This is a genomic window from Klenkia taihuensis (assembly GCF_900112525.1).
GTDB lineage: Bacteria > Actinomycetota > Actinomycetes > Mycobacteriales > Geodermatophilaceae > Klenkia > Klenkia taihuensis.
In genome coordinates this window covers 1,335,162-1,356,938 of sequence record NZ_FOMD01000001.1, presented here as the reverse complement: position 1 = coordinate 1,356,938, position 21,777 = coordinate 1,335,162, and the positions used below count along the sequence as shown (strand labels likewise).

The following is a 21,777-nucleotide window of genomic DNA, read 5'->3' as shown; positions in this document are numbered from 1 at the left end:
CGTGCCCCGGTGGGCGTCGCGACACCTGGGCGACACCTGCGGGCCCGACCGTGGGCGCATGAGCACCGGCCCCTGCGCGACCGACTGCCTCGCCGGCGTGGTCCCCACCGCGCCGGCCGGCCTGCGCCGACGCCGCGCCGCGGCGCTGGCGGTGGCCCTGGCCCGCGCCACCGCGCGCCCCCCGGCCGGGGACGGGCGCCGGCACGCGGTGTGCACCGCGGCCCGGTTGCTCACCGCGGCCGGCGTCCGGGTCGCCGTGCTGCCCCCCGCCACCGCGTGGCCGGCCGGCCCCAAGCTGGTCGTCGCCAACCGGGTGTCCTGGGTGGACGACCTGGCACTGCGCACCGCGGTCGCCGCCGTGCCCGAGGCCGGCAGCACGTCGTGGCCGGGCCTGCCCAGCGTGCCGGCCGACCAGGTCGGTGCCGCGCTGGCCGCCGGGCGCAGCGTGCTGGTGCGCCCGGAGCCGGCCGCCAGCTGCGGCACCGAGCTCGGCCGGTTCGCGCCCGCGGCGCTGCAGCCCGCCGTGGACGCCGGCGCGGCGGTCTGCCCGGTCGCCGTCCGGGCCCGGCTCGCCGGCCGGCCGACGACGGCCACCGCGCAGCTGCCCGGGGAGTCCTGGTGGTCCAGCGCGGCCCGGGTGCTGGGCGCGGTCGACCTGGTCCTCGAGGTGCACGCGCTGCCGGCCGTCGACCCCCGCGGCAGCACCGCGGCCGAGGTCGCCGCGCTCGCCGAGTACGCCGTCGCCGGTCTGCTGGAGGCCGACCCGCCCCGGCCGGTCAGCCACCCCCGCCGGCCGCGGACGCACGTGGCCGCACCGGTCAGCCCTCGGACACCTGCCCCGAGCTGACCACCAGCCGGCGGGTGACCGCCACGGTGTCCAGCATCCGCCGGTCGTGGGTGACCAGCAGCAGCGTGCCCGCGAACCCGGCCAGTGCCTGCTCGAGCTGCTCGATGGCCGGCAGGTCCAGGTGGTTGGTCGGCTCGTCGAGCACCAGCACGTTGACCCCGCGCGCCTGCAGCAGGGCCAGCGCCGCCCGGGTGCGCTCCCCCGGGCTCAACGACCCCGCCGGGCGCAGCACGTGGTCGGCGCGCAGCCCGAACTTGGCCAGCAGCGTGCGCACCTCGGCGTCGGGCAGGTCGGGCACCTCGGCGCCGAACGCCGCGGCCAGCGTGGCGTCCCCGACGAAGCTGCGGCGGGCCTGGTCCACCTCGCCCAGTGCCACGCCCGACCCCAGCGACGCCGACCCGGCGGTCAGCTCGACCCGGCCCAGCAGCGCGGCGAGCAGGGTGGACTTGCCGGCACCGTTGGCGCCGGTGATCGCCACCCGGTCACCCCAGTCGACCTGCAGGTCCACCGGGCCGAGCACGAAGTCCGCGCGCTCGACGACGGCGCCGCGCAGCGTGGCGACCACGGCGCCGGCCCGGGGGGCGGCGGCGATCTCCATGCGCAGCTCCCACTCCTTGCGCGGCTCCTCCACCACCTCCAGCCGCTCGATCATCCGCTGGGTCTGCTTCGCCTTGGCCGCCTGCTTCTCCGAGGACGCCCGCTGCGCGGCCCGGATGTGCTTGTCGCCGTCCTTGCTCTTCTTGATCGAGTCCCGGACGCCCTTGGCCATCCAGTTCTTCTGCATCCGGGCCCGCGCCTCGAGCGAGGCCCTGGTGCCGGCGTACTCCTCGTAGTCCTCGCGGGCGTGCCGGCGGTCGACCTCCCGCTCGGCCAGGTAGGCCTCGTAGCCGCCGTCGTGCACCCGGACCAGCTGCTGGGCCAGGTCCAGCTCCACCACCCGGGTCACCGTGCGGGCCAGGAACTCGCGGTCGTGGCTGACCACCACCACGCCCGTGCGCAGGCCCTGCACGAAGGACTCCAGCTGGTCCAGGCCGGCCAGGTCCAGGTCGTTGGTGGGCTCGTCGAGCAGCAGCACGTCGTAGCGGGACAGCAGCAGCGCGGCCAGCCCCACCCGCGCGGCCTGCCCGCCGGAGAGCCCGGTCATCGGTGCGTCCGGGGCGACCCCCGGCGCCACGGACGCCAGGACCTCCTCGACCCGCTCGTCCAGGTCGGCGCCGCCCAGCGCGAGCCAGCGCTCCAGGGCGTCGGCGTACCCGTCGTCGGGCTCGCCCGCGGTGAGCGCGGCCAGCGCGTCGTCCATCGCCCGCTGCGCCTCGGCCACGCCGGTGCGGCGGGCCAGCGCGCCGAGCACGCTCTCGCCGTCGCGGCGCTCGTGCTCCTGGGGCAGGTAGCCGACCGTGGCGGTGGGCGGGGACAGGCTGATGCCGCCCTGCTCGGCGGGCAGCAGGCCGGCCAGGGTGCGCAGCAGCGTCGACTTGCCCGCGCCGTTGACCCCGACCAGGCCGACGACGTCCCCGGGGGCGACCACCAGGTCGAGGTCGGCGAACAGGACGGTGCTGCCGTGCCCGGCGGCCAGGCCCCGGGCGACGAGGGTTGCGCTCACGTGGGAGGAGTGTCCAGGACGTCGTCGGTGAGCTCGTCGAGGAAGTCCTCGAAGGGGCCGGTGTCCTCCCCCGGGACGGGGACGCCGGGACGACGGCGCACCAGCCAGGGCTGCAGGTGGTCGTAGCCGCGCACCGACACCCGGCGCAGCGGCCGCACCCGGTAGGCGCGCCGGCCGCGCAGCAGCCGGGCCAGCTCCTGGTCCACCAGCAGCGTGCCCGGCCGGGCCAGCGACGTGAGCCGGCTGGCCAGGTTGACCACCGGGGAGTAGACGTCGCCCAGCCGGGTCAGCACCATCCCGAACGCGGCACCGGTGCGCAGCGGGGGGCGGTCCTCGGCGGCCCACTCCTCGGGCAGCAGCAGGCCGATCTCCACCGCGTCGACCGGCGAGGCGCAGGTGAACAGCACCCCGTCGCCGACGGTCTTCACCACCCGGCCGTGGTGCCGGGCGACCAGGTCGGCGGCCAGGCCCTCGAAGTCCTCGACCATCGCCCCGAGCTCGCGGCCGCCCATGCCGCGGCTGCGGGAGGTGTAGCCGACCAGGTCGACGAACCCGACGGCGAGCTCGCGGCGGTCGGCCCGGTCGTCGGGCCCGGCGGCCAGCAGCCGCTCGGCGTTGGCGGCCAGGTGCCGGCGCCAGACGTAGTCCTGCACCTCGCGCATCAGCGGCAGCAGGGTCTCCGCCGCGGCGACGGCGTCCACCGGGTCGTCGGGGTGCTCGCGCAGCAGCGCGGCCAGCATGTCGGTCTGCCAGTCGGCCAGCCGGGACAGCGACTGGCCCATGGCCCGGGCGATCGAGGCCTCGGTCGCCAGGTCCACGAACCCGGAGTCGATGAGCCGGCCCAGGGTGGTCAGCGCCTCGACGTCGGCGTCGGTGAAGACCGCGTCGTCGTCGCCGACGTCGGCGAAGCCCAGCGCCCGCCACAGCCGCTGGGTGCGCTCGGGGTCCACCCCGGAGCGGCGGGCGACCTCCAGCCGGGTCCAGCGCCGCGGCCCGCCCAGCAACAGCCGGTCCATCGCCTCCCGGGCGTCGGGGACGGCGTCGGGGGGTTCGCTCAGCGCGGCGCCCCGGTCAGTCCGTGGTGTGCACGACGAGGACGTCGACCGCGGAGCGGCGGGTGGCGTCGGCGGGCACCGAGCCCAGCAGCCGGCCCTTGATCCCGTTCAGCCCGCGGTTGCCGACGACCAGCAGGTCGGCGGACTCGCGGCGGACGACGTCCAGCAGCGCCTCCACCGGCGACCCGACGACGGCGACGGTGCGCACCTGGCCGGCACCGGAGGCGGTGGCGCGCTCGTGCGCGGTGCGCACCGTCTCCTCCGCCGGCGAGGAGCCCATGACCTGGTAGGCCTCGTCCTTGAGCACCTCGGTGGCGCCGCGGATCTCCCGGTCGTCGGGCTCGGTGGGCAGGTAGGCGCAGGCGATGACCAGGGTGGCCCCGCAGGCACCCGCGAGTGCGCCGGCCCGGGCCACCGCGCGCAGCGAGGACTCCGAGCCGTCGGTGCCGACGACGACGGTGCGGTAGGCAGTCACGGGGCGGAACCTAGCGGACGCACCGGCGGTCCGCGCGCCAGCTGTGTCGAGAGGTAACAGGAACCGGCCGGTACCGGTCGGTGCGGTTGGATGGACGCGGACCCGGAGGACCACCGAGGGAGGCGTCATCAGCAGCAGCACGGCCGTCGACGAGGGTCGGGTGGAGGTCCGGGACCTCACCAAGACCTTCGGCTCCGTGACCGCGGTGGACTCGTTGAGCTTCACCGTCGAACCCGGCCAGGTGACCGGGTTCCTGGGCCCCAACGGGGCGGGCAAGACCACCACCCTGCGCATGGCCCTGGGCCTCATCACGCCCGACCGGGGGACGACGACGATCGGGGGCACGCCCTACGCCGCCCTCCCCCGGCCGGCCACCCGGGTCGGCGCGGTGCTGGAGACCGCCTTCCACCCCGGCCGCAGCGGGCGGGACCACCTGCGGGTGTACTGCCGCGCCGCCGGGCTGCCCGCCCGCCGGGCCGACGACGTCCTCGCCCAGGTCGGGCTGACCCCGGCCGGCAGGCGGAAGGCCGGGGGCTACTCCCTCGGCATGCGGCAGCGGCTCGGCCTGGCGACCGCCCTGCTCGGCGACCCGCGGGTGCTGGTGCTCGACGAGCCGGCCAACGGCCTGGACCCCGAGGGCATCCAGTGGCTGCGCGGGTTCCTCCGCCACCTGGCCCACGACGAGGGCCGCACCGTGCTGGTCTCCTCCCACCTGCTGGCCGAGGTCGAGCAGACCGCCGACCGGGTGGTGATCGTCGGCGCGGGCAAGCTGGTCCGCGAGGGCAGCCTGGCCGAGCTCCGGGCCGAGTCCGTGGGCACGGTGCTGGTGCGCACCCCGGCCACCGCGCAGCTGACCACCGCGCTCACCGGCGCCGGCGCCGCGGTGGAGTCCACCGGGCCCGGTGCGCTGACCGTCACCGGCCTGACCACCGAGCAGGTCGGCGCAGCCGCCTTCGCCGCCGGGGTCGAGCTGCACGAGCTGCGGGCCCGCACCTCCGGGCTCGAGGAGGTGTACTTCCGGCTCACCAGCGGTGCCGAGCAGTACGCCGCGGCCGGCGGGGCCGCCTCGTGAGCGGCGTCGTGGACCTGGTGCGCGCCGAGTGGACGAAGCTGCTCACCACCAAGGTCGGCTACTGGCTGGTCGCGGTCGGTGCGCTGATGGCCGCCGGGTTCACCGCACTGTTCACCGCCTTCGCCGGCGAGCAGGGCGGGCCCGAGGGTCAGGGCATCCCGCCCGTGGGCACCGAGGCCTACGGCTCCCTGGTGGCCGGCGTCCCCGCGCAGGTGGTCGTCATCGCCGTCGTCCTCGGGGTCATCGGGACCACCCAGGAGTACCGGCACCGCACGGCCACGCCGACCTTCCTGGTCACCCCGCGCCGCGGCCGGGTGGTGGTGGCCAAGCTCCTCGCCTACGCGGTGGTCGGGCTGGTCCTCGCCGTTGCCGCGGTGGCCGCCACCGTGCTGGTCGCGACCGTCTACGGCGGCGCCCGCGGCGGGGCCCCGGACTGGACCGGCGACACCGTGGGCACGCTGCTGCGCTCGGGCCTGGCGGTGGTCGTCTACACCGTCATCGGGGTGGGCGCCGGCGCGCTGGTGCGCAACCAGGTCGGCGCCGTCGTCGGCTCGCTGGTCTACCTGTTCGTCGTCGAGGGGATCATCGCCAGCGTCCCGGCGACCGCGGACGCCTACCGCTGGCTGCCCGGCGGGGCGCTGGCCGCGCTGACCGGCGACGGCCGCGGGACCGACCTCCTGGGGACCTGGGAGGGCGGCCTCCTCCTGCTCGGCTACGGTCTGGTGGCCGCCGTGCTGGGGGCCGTCCTGGCCGTGCGCCGGGACGTGGTCTGACCCGCCCGAGACACCGCCACCGAGAAGCGACGAGGTCCCCGCGATGCCCGAGCAGACCCCCTCCAGCGGCCCGAGCACCGGCGAGCTGCGCGCCCTGCGGATGACCGCGCAGCGCCTGGCCGGCCTGGTCGCCGCCCGCGACACCGAGGCCGTCGTGGCCGCCGTGCAGGCGCAGCCCCGGCTGCTGACCACCACCGTCGAGCGGTCCGGAGACGACTGGACGCCGCTGCACCTGGCCGTCGCCACCGGTGACCTCGGCCTGGTCGACGCCCTGCTCGGCGCCGGGGCGCAGCTGGAGGCCACCACCGACCACGGCCGCACCCCGCTGCACGTGGCGCTGGAGTTCGCCCCCGGCCTGGTCAACCCGCTGCTGGAGCGCGGCGCCGAGCTCGACGGCGCCGCCGCGGCCTACCTGGGCGACAGCGCCCGGCTGGCGGCACGGCTGGACGCCGGGGAGTCCTCGGTCCGCGACGACGCCGACGTCTCGCTGCTGGGCTGGGCGGCGCTCGGCGGGTCGGTCGACGCCGTCCGGCTGCTGCTGGACCGGGGTGCCGAGCCCGACCCCGGCGCCCTGCGGATGGCCGCCGCCGCCCCCCACCCCGAGGTGGTGGACCTCCTCCTGGCCGCCGGCGCCCCGGTGGGCGCCCGCGACCCGGAGAGCGGGCGCACCGCGCTGCACGCCGCCGTCGACGCACCCGCCGGCCCGGCCCGGCTCGCCGTGGTGCGCGCCCTGCTGGCCGCCGGCGCCGACGTGGAGTCGACCACCTCCGACGGCGCGAGCGCGGTCGACATCGCGCGCGTGGCCGCCGCCCGCGACCGGGCCGGCGACGACACGGTGTCGCGCGCGCAGGACGACCTCGTCGACCTGCTCGAGGACGCCGCCGTCACCCGGTGACCCGCACCACGTCACACGCACCACCTCGACGACGGCCGCGCCCCATCCGGGCCGGTACAGTCGGCAACCGGTCCAACGACGTCCACCGACGAAGAAGGCACTCGACCCCGTGTCAAGCGTGAACGCACCCCAGCCAGCCCCCACCGCCGCCGCAGCCGGAGGGTTCGGCGCCAACGAGTGGCTCGTCGAGGAGATGTACCAGCAGTACCTCGCCGACCCCGCGAGCGTGGACCAGGCCTGGCACGACTTCTTCGACGACTACAAGCCGGGCGGCGACGCCGCCGCGCCCGCCGAGGCCGCGCAGCCCGCCGAGGCCCCCGCGCCCGCGAAGCCCCCCGCTCCCGCGAAGCCCGCCGGGCCCGCGCAGAAGCCGGCCCCCGCCGAGGCCGAGGCGTCCGCGACCCGGCCCGCCACCACCGACGCCTCCCCCGCCGCCGCGCCGGCCCGGCCGGCCACCCCGGCCCCCGAGCCGAAGGCGACCGCCCCGGTCGTGGCCCAGGCCGCCGACAAGGCCGCCGACCAGCGCCCCGCCACCAAGCCCGCCGAGCCCAAGCCGGCCGCCAAGCCCGCGGCAAGGGCTGCGACGAAGGACGGCGCGCAGGGCCCGCGCACCAGCGTGCTGCGCGGCGCTGCGGCCAGCGTCGTGAAGAACATGAACGCCTCGCTGACCGTGCCGACGGCCACCAGCGTGCGCGCCGTCCCGGCCAAGATGCTGGTCGACAACCGCATCGTCATCAACAACCACCTGGCCCGCTCCCGCGGCGGCAAGGTGTCCTTCACCCACCTCATCGGCTACGCGCTGGTGCGGGCGCTGGACGACTTCCCCGAGATGAACGCTGCGTTCGCCGAGGCCGACGGCAAGCCGACCCTGGTGCAGCCCGAGCACGTCAACTTCGGCCTGGCCATCGACCTGCCCAAGCCCGACGGCACCCGCTCGCTGGTCGTGGCGAACATCAAGGGCGCCGAGGGCATGGACTTCGCCGGCTTCTGGGGCGCCTACGAGGACGTCATCCGGCGGGCCCGCGGCGGCAAGCTGACGATGGACGACTTCACCGGCACCACGATCAGCCTGACCAACCCGGGCACCGTCGGCACCAACCACTCGGTGCCCCGCCTGACCCAGGGCCAGGGCACCATCGTCGGCGTCGGCGCCATGGACTACCCGGCCGAGTTCCAGGGGATGAGCCCCGAGACGCTCACCGACCTGGCGGTCGCCAAGACCATCACGCTGACCTCGACCTACGACCACCGGATCATCCAGGGCGCGCAGTCCGGGGACTTCCTCCGCCGGCTGCACGGGCTGCTGCTGGGCGAGGACGGCTTCTACGACGGCGTGTTCGCCTCGCTGCGGATCCCCTACGAGCCGGTCCGCTGGGTCCCCGACGTCACCGTCCGGCACGAGGGCCAGATCGACAAGGGCGCCCGGGTCGTCGAGCTCATCGAGGCCTACCGGCGCAACGGCCACCTGATGGCCGACACCGACCCGCTGGAGTTCAAGGTCCGCACCCACCCGGACCTGGACATCACCCAGCACGGCCTGACCCTGTGGGACCTCGACCGGCAGTTCCCGGTCGGCGGGTTCGCCGGCGAGAAGGTCATGCCGCTGCGCGACGTGCTCGGGGTGCTGCGCAACTCCTACTGCCGCACCGTCGGCATCGAGTACATGCACATCACCGACCCCGAGGAGCGCGAATGGCTCCAGCGGCGCATCGAGGTCAAGCACGACGCCCCTGACCGCGCCAAGCAGAAGCACGTGCTGGCCCGGCTGAACGCCGCCGAGGCCTTCGAGACCTTCCTGCAGACCAAGTACGTCGGCCAGAAGCGGTTCTCGCTCGAGGGCGGCGAGTCGGTCATCCCGCTGCTGGACGAGGTGCTGGTCGCCTCCACCGAGTACGAGCTCGACGAGGTCGCCATCGGCATGCCGCACCGCGGCCGGCTGAACGTGCTGGCCAACGTGCTGCAGAAGCCCTACTCCAAGATCTTCGGCGAGTTCGAGGGCAACATCGACCCGGGCACCGTGCAGGGCTCGGGCGACGTGAAGTACCACCTCGGCGCCACCGGGCACTTCCAGCACCCCTCGCGCGATGCCGGCATCACCGTGTCGCTGACCTCCAACCCCAGCCACCTCGAGGCGGTCAACCCCGTCCTCGAGGGCATCGTGCGGGCCAAGCAGGACATCCTGGACAAGGGCGAGCAGGGCTTCACCGTGCTGCCGGTCCTGCTGCACGGCGACAGCGCGTTCGCCGGCCAGGGCGTGGTGGCCGAGACGCTGAACCTGTCGCAGCTGCGCGGCTACCGCACCGGCGGCACCGTGCACGTCGTCGTCAACAACCAGGTCGGCTTCACCACCAGCCCGGCCGCGGCGCGCTCGAGCCTGTACTCCACCGACGTGGCGCGGATGATCGGTGCGCCGGTCTTCCACGTCAACGGCGACGACCCCGAGGCCTGCGTCCGGGTCGCCCGGCTCGCGGTGGACTACCGCCAGGCGTTCCGCAAGGACGTCGTCATCGACATGGTCTGCTACCGCCGCCGGGGCCACAACGAGGGCGACGACCCCTCGATGACCCAGCCGCTGATGTACGACATCATCGACCGCAAGCGCTCGGTCCGGAAGCTCTACACCGAGGCCCTCGTCGGCCGGGGCGACATCACCCTGGCCGAGGCCGAGGAGGCGCTCAAGGACTACCGCGGCCAGCTGGAGCGGGCCTTCGCCGAGACCCACGACGCGCAGGACTCCTCCAAGCAGGTCCGCCCGGTCGACCAGCGCCCCTCCGAGTCGGCCACCACGGCCATCACCACCGAGGTGCTCAAGGCCGTCGGCGACGCGCACGTGTCCCTGCCGCAGGACTTCACCGTCCACCCCAAGCTGCAGAAGATGCTCGAGCGGCGCGCGGCCATGGTCAGCGAGGGCGGCATCGACTGGGCGATGGGCGAGCTGCTGGCCTTCGGGTCCCTGCTCATGCAGGGCATCCCGGTGCGGCTGGCCGGCCAGGACTCCCGGCGCGGCACGTTCGTGCAGCGGCACTCGGTGCTCATCGACCGGGAGAACGCCTCGGAGTACACCCCGATCGCGAACCTCTCCGACGACCAGGCCCGGTTCTTCGTCTACGACTCGTTGCTCAGCGAGTACGCAGCCGTCGGCTTCGAGTACGGGTACTCGGTGGCCCGCCCCGACGCCCTGGTGCTGTGGGAGGCGCAGTTCGGCGACTTCGTCGACGGCGCGCAGCTGATCATCGACGAGTTCATCTCCTCGGGCGAGGCCAAGTGGGGCCAGCGTTCGGGCGTGGTGCTGCTGCTGCCGCACGGCCTGGAGGGCCAGGGCCCCGACCACTCCAGCGGTCGGCCCGAGCGGTTCCTGCAGCTGTGCGCGGAGAACAACATGACCGTCGCCAACTGCTCGACCCCGGCGAACTACTTCCACCTGCTGCGCCGCCAGGCGCTGTCGGAGACCCACCGCCCGCTGGTGGTGTTCACGCCCAAGTCGCTGCTGCGCGCCAAGGCCGCGGTCAGCCCGGTCGAGGACTTCACCGACGAGCGCTTCCGGCCGGTGCTGGGCGACCCGGGTGTCGGCGGCGAGCCGCTGGACGACGCCGCGGTGCGCCGGGTGCTGCTGTGCAGCGGCAAGGTCGCCTACGACCTGTTCGCCGCCCGCGAGGCCGAGGGCACCGACGACGTCGCCGTCCTGCGGGTCGAGCAGCTGTACCCGCTGCCCACCGGCGAGCTGGTGCAGGCCCTCGAGCGCTACCCGAACGCCGCCGAGGTGGTCTGGGTGCAGGAGGAGCCGGCCAACATGGGCGCCTGGCAGTTCATGGCGGTCAACCTGCCCGCCGACCTGCCGGCCGGGAAGACGCTCACCGTGGTCAGCCGCAAGGCCTCGGCCAGCCCGGCCGTCGGCTCGGCGAAGGTGCACGAGGCCGAGCAGAAGGACCTGGTCGCCCGCGCCTTCGCGCGGTAGTCGGAGGAGCAGCACCGGTGTACTTCACCGACCGCGGCATCGAGGAGCTGGTCACCCGCCGGGGCGAGGAGGAGGTCTCCCTCGCCTGGCTGGGTGACCAGCTGCAGGCCTTCGTCGACGAGTTCCCCGACTTCGAGGTGCCCGTCGAGCGGCTGGCCACCTGGCTCGCCCGCGGCGGCACGGGCGACGACGACGACGACGACGAGGACTGAACGCCCCGCCGCAGCCCGGTGGTGCTCCTCGGGGCGCTGTCGGCGTTCGGTCCGCTGTCGATGGACCTCTACCTGCCGGCGCTGCCCTCGCTGGAGGCGGAGTTCGGCGACGGCCAGGGGGCCGCGCAGCTGACCCTGACGTCGGTGGCGATCGGCCTGGCCGCCGGGCAGCTGGTGGCCGGCCCGCTGTCGGACCGCTTCGGCCGGCGGGTGCCGGTGCTCGTGGGGGTCGGGGCGTACACGCTGGCGTCGGTGCTGTGCGCGCTGTCGCCGTCGGTGTGGGTGCTGGTCGGCATCCGGCTGCTGCAGGGCCTGGCCGGGGCCGCCGGCATCGTGCTGGCCCGCGCGGTCGTGCGGGACACCACGGAGGGCGTCGAGGCGGCCCGCGCGTTCGCGCTGCTGGCCTCGATCGGCGGCGCCGCGCCGGTGCTGGCCCCGGTGCTGGGCGGCCAGCTGCTCCGGGTCACCGACTGGCGCGGGGTGTTCGGCGTGCTGGCCGTCATCGGGCTGGTGCTGCTGCTGGCCGCGGCCCGGCGGCTGCCCGAGACGCTGCCGGCCGACCGGCGGGTGCACGGCGGCGCCCGGGCGAGCGCGGCCGCCGCCCGCGAGCTGCTGGGCCAGCAGGGGTTCCGGAACGCGGTGCTCGCCCAGGGGCTGGGCTTCGGCGCGCTGTTCACCTACATCTCGACGTCGTCGTTCGTGCTGCAGAGCGGCTACGGGCTCACCCCGGTGCAGTTCAGCCTGGTCTTCGCCGGCAACGGGGTGGGCATCGTGCTGGCCGGGCAGGTGTCCCGCGCGGTGGTGGCCCGGACCGGACCGCGGGCGTTGCTGCGCGCCGGCCTGGCCCTCCAGCTGGCCGGTGGGGCCGGGCTGGTGGTCGCCGCGGTCGCGGGGGCGGGCCTGCCGGTCGTGCTGCCGCTGCTGGCGCTGGTGGTGTCGGCCACCGGGTGGGTGCTGCCCAACGCCACCGCGCTGGCGATGGCCGGTGCCGCCCGCACCGCGGGGACGGCGTCCGCGCTGGTCGGTGCGGGCCAGTTCGCGGTGGCCGGGGTGGGCGCGCCGCTGGCCGGGCTGGGTGCGCCCGCGGCGCTGGCCCCCATGGCGGTGGTGGTGGCGGGGTTCGCCGTCCTCGGCCTGGTCGCGGCCCTGCGGGTGCCCGTGCTCCCGGGACCGGAGGTGGCCCCGCCGGCCTGATCCCGGCCTGGCCCACTCCGCCCGCTCGGCCGCCCGGCTGCCCGGTCGGCGTGTCCCACCTGCGGATGACGGTGATCACCGGGTGCTGTGCTGACCATGGGTAGGTGCTCGGTCACTCCCACGCCCTGTCGGGTCTCGCCGTCGGCGCGGCCACCCTCCCTGTCGCCCCCCTCTCCGGGACCGTCGCGCAGCTGGGCTGGGTCGCTGCGGTGGGCGGCATGGCGATGCTGCCCGACCTGGACCAGCGGGGCTCGACCATCTCCCGGATGTGGGGGCCGCTGACCGAGGTGCCCTCGGGGATCGTCGGGAAGCTGACCGGCGGGCACCGGCACGGCACGCACGACGCCGTCCTGGCCCCGCTGGCCTTCGGTGGCCTGGCGCTGGCCGCCGCGCAGGCGTTCTGGGCGTCCCTGCTGCTGCTCGCGCTGGCCATCGGGCTGGCGCTGCGCGCGCTGCACGTCGTCGTCCCCGGCCGCTTCGAGGAGACGGTCGTGGGCAACCTGGTGCTGTCGTGGGGCGGCGCCTGGCTGCTGCTCGCGCACAGCCCCGGCCCCACCTGGCTGCCGTGGGCGGTGGGCCTGGGCGTGCTGGTGCACGTGGCCGGTGACTTCCTGACCTGCGGCGGGGTGCCGGTACCGCTGGTCTGGCTGGCCCGGCCGCGGGCCACCGTGGCGTTCTCGCCGATGCAGACCGGGGGCTTCACCGAGAAGGTGCTGCTGGTCCCGGCCTTCGTCGTGGCCACGCTCGTGCTGCTGTGGCTGAACCTGCCGGCGGCGGCGGTCCTCGAGGGGCTCACCGCCGCCGGCTGAGCTCAGCCGCGCACGACCCCCTCGGCGCGCGCGGCGTCGGCCACCGCGGCGGCCACGGCCTCGGCCACGCGCCGGTCCAGCGGCGAGGGCACGACGTAGTCGGGGCGCACCTGGTCGCCGACCACGCCGGCGATGGCGGTGGCCGCGGCCAGCTTCATGCCCTCGGTGATCGCGGTCGCGCCGGCGTCGATCGCCCCGCGGAAGACACCGGGGAAGGCCAGCACGTTGTTGATCTGGTTGGGCAGGTCGCTGCGCCCGGTCGCGACCACCGCGGCGTACTTCGCCGCCATCTGCGGGTCCACCTCGGGGGTGGGGTTGGCCAGGGAGAACACGATGCAGCCCGGCGCCATGGCCGCGATCGCCTCCTCGGCCACCGACCCGCCCGACAGGCCCAGGTAGACGTCGGCCCCGGCCAGCGCGTCGACCATCGACCCGCTGCGGCCGGTCGGGTTGGTGTGCTCGACCAGCCACTGCTTGGAGCCGGTCAGCCCCTCGCGGCCGGCGTGCAGCAGGCCCTTCGAGTCCGCGACCGCGATCTCGCCGATCCCGGCCTCGAGCAGGATCTTGGTGCAGGCCACCCCGGCCGCCCCGGCGCCGGAGACGACCACGCGCAGGTCACCCAGCGACCGGCCGGTCACCGTCGCGGCGTTGCGCAGCGCGGCGAGGACGACGATCGCCGTCCCGTGCTGGTCGTCGTGCATGACCGGGATCTGCAGCGCCTCCTTCAGGCGCGCCTCGACCTCGAAGCAGCGCGGGGCGCTGATGTCCTCGAGGTTGATCCCGCCGAAGGACGGCGCGATCGCCATCACCGCGGCCACGATCTCGTCCACGTCGGTGGTGGAGAGCACGACCGGCACCGAGTCCAGCTCGGCGAACTCCCGGAACAGGCAGGCCTTGCCCTCCATCACCGGCAGCGCGGCGGCCGGGCCGATGTCCCCCAGGCCCAGGACGGCGGTGCCGTCGGAGACCACCGCGACCACCCGCGGGGCCCAGGTGAAGCGGCGGGCGAGCTCCGGCTCGGCGGCGATGGCGCTGGAGACACGGGCTACACCCGGGGTGTAGGTGAGGGCGAGGTCCGCGATCGACGTGATGGCGCCCTTGGTGCGCACCGAGAGCTTGCCGCCCTCGTGCACCGCGAAGGCGGGGTCGTCGGCGAAGCGGTCCGTCGAGCCGGTCATGACACTCTCCGTTGAGCCCATGGACACCGGAGCGTAGGGCAGCCCGGGCCGCGGCGACGCGGCTCAGGGACGTGATCTGGGCAACCTGCCCGGCCGCGGAGCCAGCCGCGCCAGCACCCGCCCGACGACGACGGCCGGGCCGAACGCCCGGCTGTCGTCGGCCACCAGCGGGTTGTCGCCCTCGACCCACCAGCCGCCGTCCACCGCGCGGACCAGGCGCTTGACCACCAGCAGCTCCGGCCGGGCCGGGAAGCGGGCGAGCACCACGTCGCCGGGGCGGGCGCGGTCGGCGCGGGCCACCAGCAGCCGGTCCCCGTGCCGGACGGTGGGCGACATCGAGGGCCCGGTGACCCGGGCCAGCGCCCACCGCGAGGGCAGTGCGGGTACCCCGTCCACCGGCCCTCGTCTCGACATGTCGCCCCTGATCACCGCGAGTAGGGTCGCAGACGACCCACTCCCACGATCTTTGCGAGGACAACCCATGCGGCTCACCCGCCTGTTCTCCGCCGTGGAGGCCACCGCGCACTGCGACCTCCCCTGCGGCGTGTACGACCCCGCCCAGGCCCGCATCGAGGCCGAGTCGGTGAAGGCCCTGCAGGAGAAGTACCAGGGCAGCGACGACGAGGTCTTCAAGACGCGTGCGCTGATCATCAAGGAGCAGCGCGCCGACCTGGTCAAGCACCACCTCTGGGTGCTGTGGACCGACTACTTCAAGCCCCCGCACTTCGAGAAGTACCCGCAGCTGCACGAGCTGTTCAACAAGGCCACCAAGCAGGCCGGCGCCTCGGGCGCCAAGCAGTCGGTCGACCCCGCCGAGGGCCAGAAGCTGCTCGACTACATCGCCGAGATCGACAAGATCTTCTGGGAGACCAAGGCCGCTTCCTGACGGCGCACCTCCCCCGACGCCGGGTCGCCCCTTCGGGGCGGCCCGGCGTTCTCGTGCCCGGTAGCCTCGGGTCCTGATGCGCATCGACCGGGCCGGCTGGCCCTTCATCACCGGCCCGCTGGCGCCCGCCGTGGCCCTCGGCCTGCTCGGGCGCCTCACCGGCCGCCGCTCCGCCCGCGCCGCGGCCTGGCCGCTGCTGGGCCTGTCGGCCTACATGGCGCTGTTCTTCCGCGACCCGCAGCGTTCCTGCGACACCGCCCCACCCGGCCCGGACGACGTGCTGTCCCCCGCCGACGGCATGGTCATGGTCGCCGGGCCCGCACAGGAGGGTGTCGGCCCCGAGCCCGCGCCCGAGGGCGGCTGGCAGCAGGTCAGCATCTTCCTGTCCGTCGTGGACGTGCACGTCAACCGCTCGCCCTACCGCGGCACGGTGACCAGCACCAGCTACACCCCGGGCAGCTTCCTGGCCGCCTACCGCGCCGAGAGCGCGCACCGCAACGAGCGCAGCGAGATCTGGCTGGCCGACGGCGACCGTACGGTGGTGTTCCGGCAGCTGGTCGGCGTGCTGGCCCGGCGCATCGTCACCCGCACCTCCGCCGGCGCGCAGCTGGCCACCGGGGAGCGGATGGGCCTGATGAAGTTCGGCTCCCGGATGGACGTCTTCCTGCCCTCCGACGCCACCCTCACCGTGCGCAAGGGCCAGCGGGTGCGCGGCGGCGAGAGCGTCATCGCGCGGTTCGGGGCGGGCGGGCGGCCGTGACCCGACCGGCGAACCGGCGCAGCCAGACCGTGGAGTTCGTGCGGGCCTCCTCACGCCGCGGCCGCAGCCGGGCCCGGTCCTGGCTGCCCAGCCTGTTCACCCTCGGCAACATGCTGTGCGGCTTCGCCGCGATCCTGGTGTCCTTCCGCGGCCAGTACGGCCTGGCCTGCGTGCTCATCGGCGCCTCGGTGGTGCTCGACATCGCCGACGGCGCGGTCGCCCGGCTCGTCGGCGCGGTGTCGCCCTTCGGCCTGCAGTTCGACTCCCTGGCCGACCTGGTCTCCTTCGGCCTGGCGCCCTCCCTGCTGACCTTCGCGCTGTTCTCCGCCGGCCGCGACGGCTTCGACCCGCTGGGCTGGATCGCCTGCTTCGTGTGGGTGGCGTGCGCGGCGATCCGGCTGGCCCGCTTCAACGTCACCATCGACCCGACCGCCGACAAGCGGTTCTTCGTCGGCTTGCCCTCCCCCGGCGCGGCGGGTGTGGTCATGGCCAGCGTGTTCGCCTTCTCCGACGTCCTCGAGGGCCGCGACCGGCTGTGGGTGCTGCTGGTCGTCGTCGTCCCGGGGCTGCTGATGGTGTCCAACATCCGGTGGCGGTCCTTCCGGTCGCTGGTGAGCCCGAAGAGCCGCCGTCCCTACGGCCTGGTGACCGCCGCCGTGCTGATCATCGTGGGCCTGGCCACCGTGCCGGTGCTGACGTTCTGCCTGGTGGCCTACGGCTACCTGTTCTCCCCGCTGCTGGTGCCGGTGGTCTCCCCGCTGGGCCGGCTGGTGCCCGCCCGGGTCAAGGAGCTGCTGTCGTGATCCGCCCGGTCACCCCCGAGGACGTCGACGCCGTCGTCGCCCTGGTCCGCGAGCTCGCCGACTACGAGAAGAGCCTCGACGAGGCGCGGATGACCTCCGAGCAGCTGCACGACGCCCTGTTCGGCGAGGCGCCCGCGCTGTTCGGCCACGTGGCCTGCGACGACGACGGCGCCGTCGTCGGGTTCGCGCTGTGGTTCCTGAACTTCTCCACCTGGCGCGGCACGCACGGGGTGTACCTGGAGGACCTCTACGTCTCCCCCGCGCACCGCGGCACGGGCCTGGGCCGGGAGCTGCTGCGCACGCTGGCCGCCATCTGCACCGAGCGCGGCTACGCCCGGCTGGAGTGGTCGGTGCTGGACTGGAACGCCCCGTCCATCGCCTTCTACCGGGCCGCCGGGGCCCGCCCGCAGGACGGCTGGTCGGTCTACCGGCTGACCGACGACGCACTGGCCGAGTTCGCCCGGGAGAGGACGTCATGACCGACCGCGCACCCAGCGAGTGCTGGCTCACCGACATGGACGGCGTGCTGGTGCACGAGGGCAGCGCCCTGCCCGGCGCGGCGGAGTTCCTGCAGCGGCTCGTCGACCGGGAGCGCCGCTTCCTGGTGCTGACCAACAACTCGATCTTCACCCCCCGCGACCTGGCCGCGCGGCTGCAGCGGTCGGGCCTGCACGTGCCCGAGGAGGCCATCTGGACCTCCGCGCTGGCCACCGCGGACTTCCTGGCCGCCCAGCTGCCCGGCGGGTCGGCCTACGTCATCGGCGAGGCGGGGCTGACCACCGCGCTGCACGAGGCCGGCTACACCATCACCGACACCGAGCCCGACTACGTGGTGCTGGGTGAGACCCGCACCTACAGCTTCGAGGCCATCACCCGGGCGATCCGGCTGGTCGAGGGCGGCGCCCGGTTCATCGCCACCAACCCCGACGCCACCGGTCCCTCGGCCGAGGGCTCGCTGCCGGCCACCGGCTCGGTGGCCGCGCTCATCACCAAGGCCACCGGCGCCGAGCCCTACTTCGTCGGCAAGCCCAACCCGATGATGTTCCGCTCCGCGCTCAACCGGATCGACGGGCACTCCGAGTCCACCACGATGGTCGGCGACCGGATGGACACCGACATCGTCGCCGGCATCGAGGCGGGCCTGGACACCGTGCTGGTGCTCACCGGCTCCACCCGGGCCGAGGACGTCACCCGGTTCCCGTTCCGCCCCGGCCGGGTCGTGGACTCCATCGCCCAGGTCATCGACCTGGTCTGACCGCTACTGCTCGGCGTAGGCCAGCCGGGCCTCGGGGGTGGCCAGGAACCACAGCACGCCGGCCACGCAGGCCAGCAGCGGCAGGCCCAGCAGCGGCCGGCCGCCGTCGAAGGCGGTGACGTAGCCGAGCAGGCCCAGCAGCAGCTGCAGCACCACCACCGGCCCGCGGGCCCAGCCGGCCACCCGGCGCAGCCCGACGGCCCCGGCGGCCAGCACGGCCGCGCCGACGAGCACGTAGACCACCTCGGCCAGCGCCCGGCCGGTGCTGTCGGGAGTGCCGGTGAGGGTCAGCCAGAGCACGGTGCCGGCCACGCCGACCAGCCCCAGGGCCTCGACGCCGACCAGCAGCGCGGCCAGCCGCAGCGACCGCGGGGCCTGCACGGTGGGCCGCGGTGCGGCGGGCGCGGTGCGGGCCGCGGCGCCGCCGAGCAGCCGCTCGGCCCAGCCGCGCCGGCCGGGGTGCTCGGGTCCTGCTGCCACGCCCCGAGGCTACGTGGACCGCGGAGGACGCGACGGGGCCGCCCGCGCCGCTGGCTACTGTCGAGGCCGTGCGTGCCCTGCTCGTGACCAACCCGGCGGCGACGACCACCACCGCCAAGGTGCGCGAGGTGCTCGTCCGCGCGCTGTCCACCGACCTCAAGGTCGACGTCGCCGAGACCACCCACCGCGGGCACGCGCGCGAACTGGGCCGGCAGGCCGCCGTCGACGGCGTGGACGTCGTGGTCACCCTGGGCGGCGACGGCACGGTGAACGAGACCGTCGACGGCCTGCTCGCCGACGGGCCCGGCGCGCAGGTGCCCACCCTCGCCGTCGTGCCCGGCGGGTCGACCAACGTCTTCTCCCGGGCGCTGGGCCGCTCCCGGGACCCGGTCGAGGCGACCGCGGAGATCCTGGACTCGCTGCGCGCCGGCCGCACCCGGCGGGTGTCGCTGGGCACGGCCAGCGCGCTGGTCGACGCCGGCACCGACATCGCCTGGGGCCCGGGTTGGACCCCGCCGCGGTGGTTCGTCTTCGCCGCCGGGCTGGGCTTCGACGCCGAGGTGATCCGGCAGGTGGAGGAGCAGCGGGCCCGCGGCCGGCGCTCCAGCGGGCGGCTCTACGTCCACGCCGGCACCCGCACGTTCCTGCTCGGCCACGACCGCCGGCACCCCTCGATGACCCTGCGGGTGCCCGGCGAGCCGGCGCGTGAGGGCCTGTTCCTGTGCCTGGTGTCCAACGTCAACCCGTGGACCTACCTCGGTGACCGGGCCATCGCGCCGAGCCCGGAGGCCGGGTTCGAGAACGGCCTGGCGGCGTTCGCGATGGGCCGGCTGGGGCCGATCGCCATGCTGCGGCACCTGCGCACCACGATGGCGGAGCGCCCGGACGTGCGGGGCCGCGGCGTGCACCGCCTGCACGACCTCGCCGAGCTCGAGATCACCTCCACCCGGCCGCTGGAGTGGCAGCTGGACGGCGACCACCTGGGCCCGGCGACCGGGCTGCGGGTGCGCAGCGTGCCCGCCGCGCTCGAGGTCGTCGTCTAGGTCGTCGTCCAGGTCGTCGTCCAGGCCGTCGTCCGAGCCGTCGCCGAGCGGTTCCGCACCGGCCCCGCAGCTCCCTGCCAGGTACCCCCGCCAGGGTGACGGGGACCCGGTCACCCGCAACGGTGGCGGTTCTGCTAGGAGCGTGGTGAGGTTGCTCATACGGGGGGACGGCAGGCGGGTGAACCGCTTGACAGACCCTCAGCGCGTGAAACGATCGACCACGAACGCAACCCGCTGGTAACACCAGCGTGCGGTGTGCCGCCGACACCGGACAAGGACGACGTCGGCAGACCCAGGACCGGTCCACGACCGTTCCGCAGGGTGCGGGCACACCGTAGACGACACCGAGGAGCACACCGACATGGACTGGCGCCACCGCGCCCTCTGCCGGGACGAAGACCCCGAGCTCTTCTTCCCCATCGGGACGACCGGGCCCGCGGTCACCCAGATCGAGCAGGCGAAGGCCGTGTGCCAGCGCTGCCCGGTCGTGCAGTCCTGCCTCGAGTGGGCGCTGACCTCCGGCCAGGACTCCGGTGTCTGGGGCGGGCTGAGCGAGGACGAGCGCCGCGCGCTCAAGCGCCGCACCCAGCGCGCCCGCGTCCGCACCGCCTGACGCAGACGACCACCGGGAGCCGGTCACCTCGCCCGAGGTGACCGGCTCCTGTCGTTGCGGGGCCCGGCGTCCCGGGGCTCAGCGGCGGGCGCGGCCGGCGCCGGGCAGGGTGAGGACGGCGACCGTCCCCGGCCCCTCGGCGGGCGCGGTGATCTCCAGCCGCCCGTGCAGCTCGCTGGTGACCAGCGTGCGCACGATCTGCAGGCCCAGCCCCTTGCTGGCCGCGACGTCGAAGCCCGGTGGCAGGCCGCTGCCGTCGTCGGCGATGGTCACCAGCAGGTCGTGGCCCTCGCGCCGGGCGGTCAGCTCGACCCGGCCCGGCGTCCCCTCGGGGAAGGCGTGCTCGACGGCGTTGTGCAGCAGCTCGGTCACCGCCATCACCAGCGGGGTGGCGCTGGCCGCGGGCAGCTCGCCGAAGCGGCCCACCCGCACGATCCGGGCCGCCGGGCCCACCGACGCGACGTCGCCGAGCATGGGCAGCACCTGGTCCAGCACGTCGTCGACGTCGACGACGTCCTCGCGGCTGCCGGCCAGGGTGTCGTGCACCACGGCGATGGAGGCCACCCGGCGCACCGACTCCAGCAGCGCCTCCCGGGCGGCCGGCTCGGACACCCGGCGGGCCTGCAGCCGCAGCAGGGCGGCCACCGTCTGCAGGTTGTTCTTCACCCGGTGGTGGATCTCCCGGATGGTGGCGTCCTTGGTCATCAGCGCCCGGTCGCGGCGGCGCACGTCGGTGACGTCGCGGACCAGCACCAGCGCGCCGTGCTCGCCACCGGGGGCCTGCAGCGGCAGCGCCCGCACCAGGAGGGTGGCCGCCTCGCCCTCGACGTCCAGCGGGTCGGGGTAGCGGCCGGCGACGGCGGCGGCGATGTGCGCGGCCACCACCTCGCCGGTGACCCGGTCGGTGGCCGACCGCCGGGTCAGCTCGGCGAGGTCCGCGCCCACGACGTCGCCGGTCAGGCCCATCCGGCGGTAGGCCGACAGGGCGTTGGGGCTGGCGTAGACCGCCCGGCCGGTGCCGTCCAGGCGCACCAGGCCGTCACCGACCCGGGGGCTCATCTCGGCGTCCTCGAGCATCCGCGGCGGGAAGGTGCCGGCCGAGACCATCGCGCCGAGCTCGGCGGCGATGTCGAGGTAGGTCAGCTCCAGCTGCGAGGGCGGCCGGGTGGCCGAGAGCCGGCGGTCCCGGGCCAGCACCGCGACGACGGCGCCCTCGTGCCGCACCGGCAGCACCTCGCGGCTGCGGGGGGCCGAGCCGGTGCCGTCGGGCTCCTCGACCACGGGCTCCCCGCCCCGGTGCGCCTGCACGAAGGACGCGGCGGCCTCCCCGGTCAGCTCGACGCCGACGAGGTCCTCGGGCTGGGTGGTGGACGCGGTCAGCGGGCGCACCTGCGCCACGCACCACCAGGCCCCGCCGGCCAGCGGCACCCACAGGGTGAGGTCGGCGAAGGACAGGTCGGCCAGCAGCTGCCAGTCGGCGACCAGCCGGCGGGCGTGGTCGGCCTGCGACGGGCTGACCGCGGGGGCGCGCGAGAGCCGGTCGGACAGGCTGCTGCGCGGCTGGGACACGAGCTGCCTCAGCTGGTGACGGTGGCGATCAGGTCGCCCTCCTGGAGGACCTCGCCCTCCACGACGTGCAGCTCGGCGACGGTGCCCGCGCGCTCGGTGAGCACCGGGATCTCCATCTTCATCGACTCCAGGATGACCAGCGTGTCGCCGGCGGCCACCTCGGCACCCGGGGCCACCAGGACCTTCCAGACGCTGGAGACCATCTCGGCGTGGATCTCCTCGACCGCCACCGGCGCTCCTCCTCCTGCTGAACGGTTGACCGTGGTCATCCAACCACCCCGGCCCCCGCCCGCGGCGGGG

23 protein-coding genes are annotated in these 21,777 nt (G+C 75.1%); 15 read left to right on the top strand and 8 right to left on the bottom strand.

Features of this window, described 5'->3' with window-relative positions; translation table 11 throughout:
* The first annotated feature begins 58 nt into the window (after positions 1-58).
* The gene (locus BM158_RS06745; protein WP_091555719.1) at positions 59-847 is read left to right on the top strand and encodes a lysophospholipid acyltransferase family protein; all 789 of its coding nucleotides are present in this window, start codon (positions 59-61) and stop codon (positions 845-847) included.
* Here the strand turns inward: BM158_RS06745 and BM158_RS06740 are convergent.
* The 3 genes from BM158_RS06740 to BM158_RS06730 are packed head-to-tail and all read right to left on the bottom strand — an operon-like array spanning position 819 to position 3,980.
* The gene (locus BM158_RS06740) at positions 819-2,450 is read right to left on the bottom strand and encodes an ABC-F family ATP-binding cassette domain-containing protein (protein WP_091555717.1); all 1,632 of its coding nucleotides are present in this window, start codon (positions 2,448-2,450) and stop codon (positions 819-821) included. The genes BM158_RS06745 and BM158_RS06740 overlap by 29 nt on opposite strands.
* The gene (locus tag BM158_RS06735; RefSeq protein WP_091555715.1) at positions 2,447-3,466 is read right to left on the bottom strand and encodes an adenylate/guanylate cyclase domain-containing protein; all 1,020 of its coding nucleotides are present in this window, start codon (positions 3,464-3,466) and stop codon (positions 2,447-2,449) included. The genes BM158_RS06740 and BM158_RS06735 overlap by 4 nt, the downstream gene beginning before the upstream one ends.
* A 55-nt stretch (positions 3,467-3,521) precedes the next feature.
* Positions 3,522-3,980, bottom strand: coding sequence for a universal stress protein (locus tag BM158_RS06730; RefSeq protein ID WP_091065631.1), 459 nt, complete (start codon positions 3,978-3,980; stop codon positions 3,522-3,524).
* 160 nt (positions 3,981-4,140) lie between these two features.
* Between BM158_RS06730 and BM158_RS06725 the strand changes: the two genes are divergently transcribed.
* The 7 genes from BM158_RS06725 to BM158_RS06695 all read left to right on the top strand — a co-directional run bounded on the left by BM158_RS06725 (position 4,141) and on the right by BM158_RS06695 (position 12,890).
* The gene (locus BM158_RS06725) at positions 4,141-5,052 is read left to right on the top strand and encodes an ABC transporter ATP-binding protein (RefSeq protein ID WP_229827600.1); all 912 of its coding nucleotides are present in this window, start codon (positions 4,141-4,143) and stop codon (positions 5,050-5,052) included.
* Positions 5,049-5,825 (top strand): ABC transporter permease, encoded by a 777-nt coding sequence (locus BM158_RS06720; protein WP_091555712.1) that lies wholly within the window; start codon positions 5,049-5,051, stop codon positions 5,823-5,825. Before BM158_RS06725 ends, BM158_RS06720 begins: the two co-directional genes overlap by 4 nt.
* 43 nt (positions 5,826-5,868) lie before the next feature.
* A complete protein-coding gene (locus BM158_RS06715; RefSeq protein ID WP_091555711.1) occupies positions 5,869-6,720 on the top strand; it encodes an ankyrin repeat domain-containing protein in 852 nt (283 codons plus the stop codon).
* A gap of 118 nt (positions 6,721-6,838) precedes the next feature.
* Entirely contained in the window at positions 6,839-10,675 is a 3,837-nt protein-coding gene (locus BM158_RS06710) for a multifunctional oxoglutarate decarboxylase/oxoglutarate dehydrogenase thiamine pyrophosphate-binding subunit/dihydrolipoyllysine-residue succinyltransferase subunit (protein WP_229827601.1), read from the top strand.
* Between the two features lie 17 nt (positions 10,676-10,692).
* The gene (locus BM158_RS06705; RefSeq protein ID WP_091555707.1) at positions 10,693-10,887 is read left to right on the top strand and encodes a DUF6104 family protein; all 195 of its coding nucleotides are present in this window, start codon (positions 10,693-10,695) and stop codon (positions 10,885-10,887) included.
* A gap of 18 nt (positions 10,888-10,905) precedes the next feature.
* Complete coding sequence (locus tag BM158_RS06700) at positions 10,906-12,081, top strand: multidrug effflux MFS transporter (RefSeq protein WP_091555705.1); 1,176 nt, start codon at positions 10,906-10,908, stop codon at positions 12,079-12,081.
* Positions 12,082-12,185: 104 nt separating this feature from the next.
* A complete protein-coding gene (locus tag BM158_RS06695; RefSeq protein ID WP_091555703.1) occupies positions 12,186-12,890 on the top strand; it encodes a metal-dependent hydrolase in 705 nt (234 codons plus the stop codon).
* A 2-nt stretch (positions 12,891-12,892) separates the two neighbouring features.
* On the opposite strand, the gene BM158_RS06690 is transcribed toward BM158_RS06695, so the two are convergent.
* Positions 12,893-14,068 carry an NAD(P)-dependent malic enzyme gene (locus tag BM158_RS06690; RefSeq protein WP_207506210.1) on the bottom strand — a complete coding sequence of 392 codons (1,176 nt, stop codon included), beginning with the start codon at positions 14,066-14,068 and terminating at the stop codon, positions 12,893-12,895.
* A gap of 63 nt (positions 14,069-14,131) precedes the next feature.
* Positions 14,132-14,464: a nickel-type superoxide dismutase maturation protease gene (sodX, locus tag BM158_RS06685; RefSeq protein WP_229827602.1), complete on the bottom strand. Its 333-nt coding sequence runs from the start codon at positions 14,462-14,464 to the stop codon at positions 14,132-14,134.
* Between the two features lie 85 nt (positions 14,465-14,549).
* On the opposite strand from sodX, the gene sodN reads away from it, so the two are divergent.
* From sodN to BM158_RS06660, 5 genes are all read left to right on the top strand, one after another.
* Complete coding sequence (gene sodN / locus BM158_RS06680; protein WP_091555697.1) at positions 14,550-14,954, top strand: superoxide dismutase, Ni; 405 nt, start codon at positions 14,550-14,552, stop codon at positions 14,952-14,954.
* Positions 14,955-15,030: 76 nt separating this feature from the next.
* On the top strand, positions 15,031-15,714 hold the full coding sequence (locus BM158_RS06675) for a phosphatidylserine decarboxylase (RefSeq protein ID WP_091555695.1): 684 nt from the start codon (positions 15,031-15,033) through the stop codon (positions 15,712-15,714).
* A complete protein-coding gene (gene pssA / locus BM158_RS06670; protein ID WP_091555693.1) occupies positions 15,711-16,517 on the top strand; it encodes a CDP-diacylglycerol--serine O-phosphatidyltransferase in 807 nt (268 codons plus the stop codon). The genes BM158_RS06675 and pssA overlap by 4 nt, the downstream gene beginning before the upstream one ends.
* Positions 16,514-16,996 carry a GNAT family N-acetyltransferase gene (locus tag BM158_RS06665; protein ID WP_091555691.1) on the top strand — a complete coding sequence of 161 codons (483 nt, stop codon included), beginning with the start codon at positions 16,514-16,516 and terminating at the stop codon, positions 16,994-16,996. Before pssA ends, BM158_RS06665 begins: the two co-directional genes overlap by 4 nt.
* Entirely contained in the window at positions 16,993-17,772 is a 780-nt protein-coding gene (locus BM158_RS06660) for an HAD-IIA family hydrolase (RefSeq protein ID WP_091555689.1), read from the top strand. Before BM158_RS06665 ends, BM158_RS06660 begins: the two co-directional genes overlap by 4 nt.
* 3 nt (positions 17,773-17,775) lie before the next feature.
* On the opposite strand, the gene BM158_RS06655 is transcribed toward BM158_RS06660, so the two are convergent.
* Complete coding sequence (locus BM158_RS06655) at positions 17,776-18,252, bottom strand: hypothetical protein (RefSeq protein WP_091555688.1); 477 nt, start codon at positions 18,250-18,252, stop codon at positions 17,776-17,778.
* Positions 18,253-18,320: 68 nt separating this feature from the next.
* Between BM158_RS06655 and BM158_RS06650 the strand changes: the two genes are divergently transcribed.
* Positions 18,321-19,295 (top strand): diacylglycerol/lipid kinase family protein, encoded by a 975-nt coding sequence (locus BM158_RS06650; protein ID WP_091555686.1) that lies wholly within the window; start codon positions 18,321-18,323, stop codon positions 19,293-19,295.
* 361 nt (positions 19,296-19,656) lie between these two features.
* Positions 19,657-19,908: a WhiB family transcriptional regulator gene (locus tag BM158_RS06645; protein ID WP_091065577.1), complete on the top strand. Its 252-nt coding sequence runs from the start codon at positions 19,657-19,659 to the stop codon at positions 19,906-19,908.
* A 78-nt stretch (positions 19,909-19,986) separates the two neighbouring features.
* On the opposite strand, the gene BM158_RS06640 is transcribed toward BM158_RS06645, so the two are convergent.
* Together BM158_RS06640 and BM158_RS06635 are read right to left on the bottom strand one after the other, a co-directional pair.
* Positions 19,987-21,477, bottom strand: a complete 1,491-nt coding sequence (locus BM158_RS06640) for a sensor histidine kinase (protein ID WP_091555684.1) — start codon at positions 21,475-21,477, stop codon at positions 19,987-19,989.
* 8 nt (positions 21,478-21,485) lie between these two features.
* On the bottom strand, positions 21,486-21,746 hold the full coding sequence (locus BM158_RS06635; RefSeq protein ID WP_091065570.1) for a biotin/lipoyl-binding carrier protein: 261 nt from the start codon (positions 21,744-21,746) through the stop codon (positions 21,486-21,488).
* Positions 21,747-21,777 lie beyond the last annotated feature (31 nt).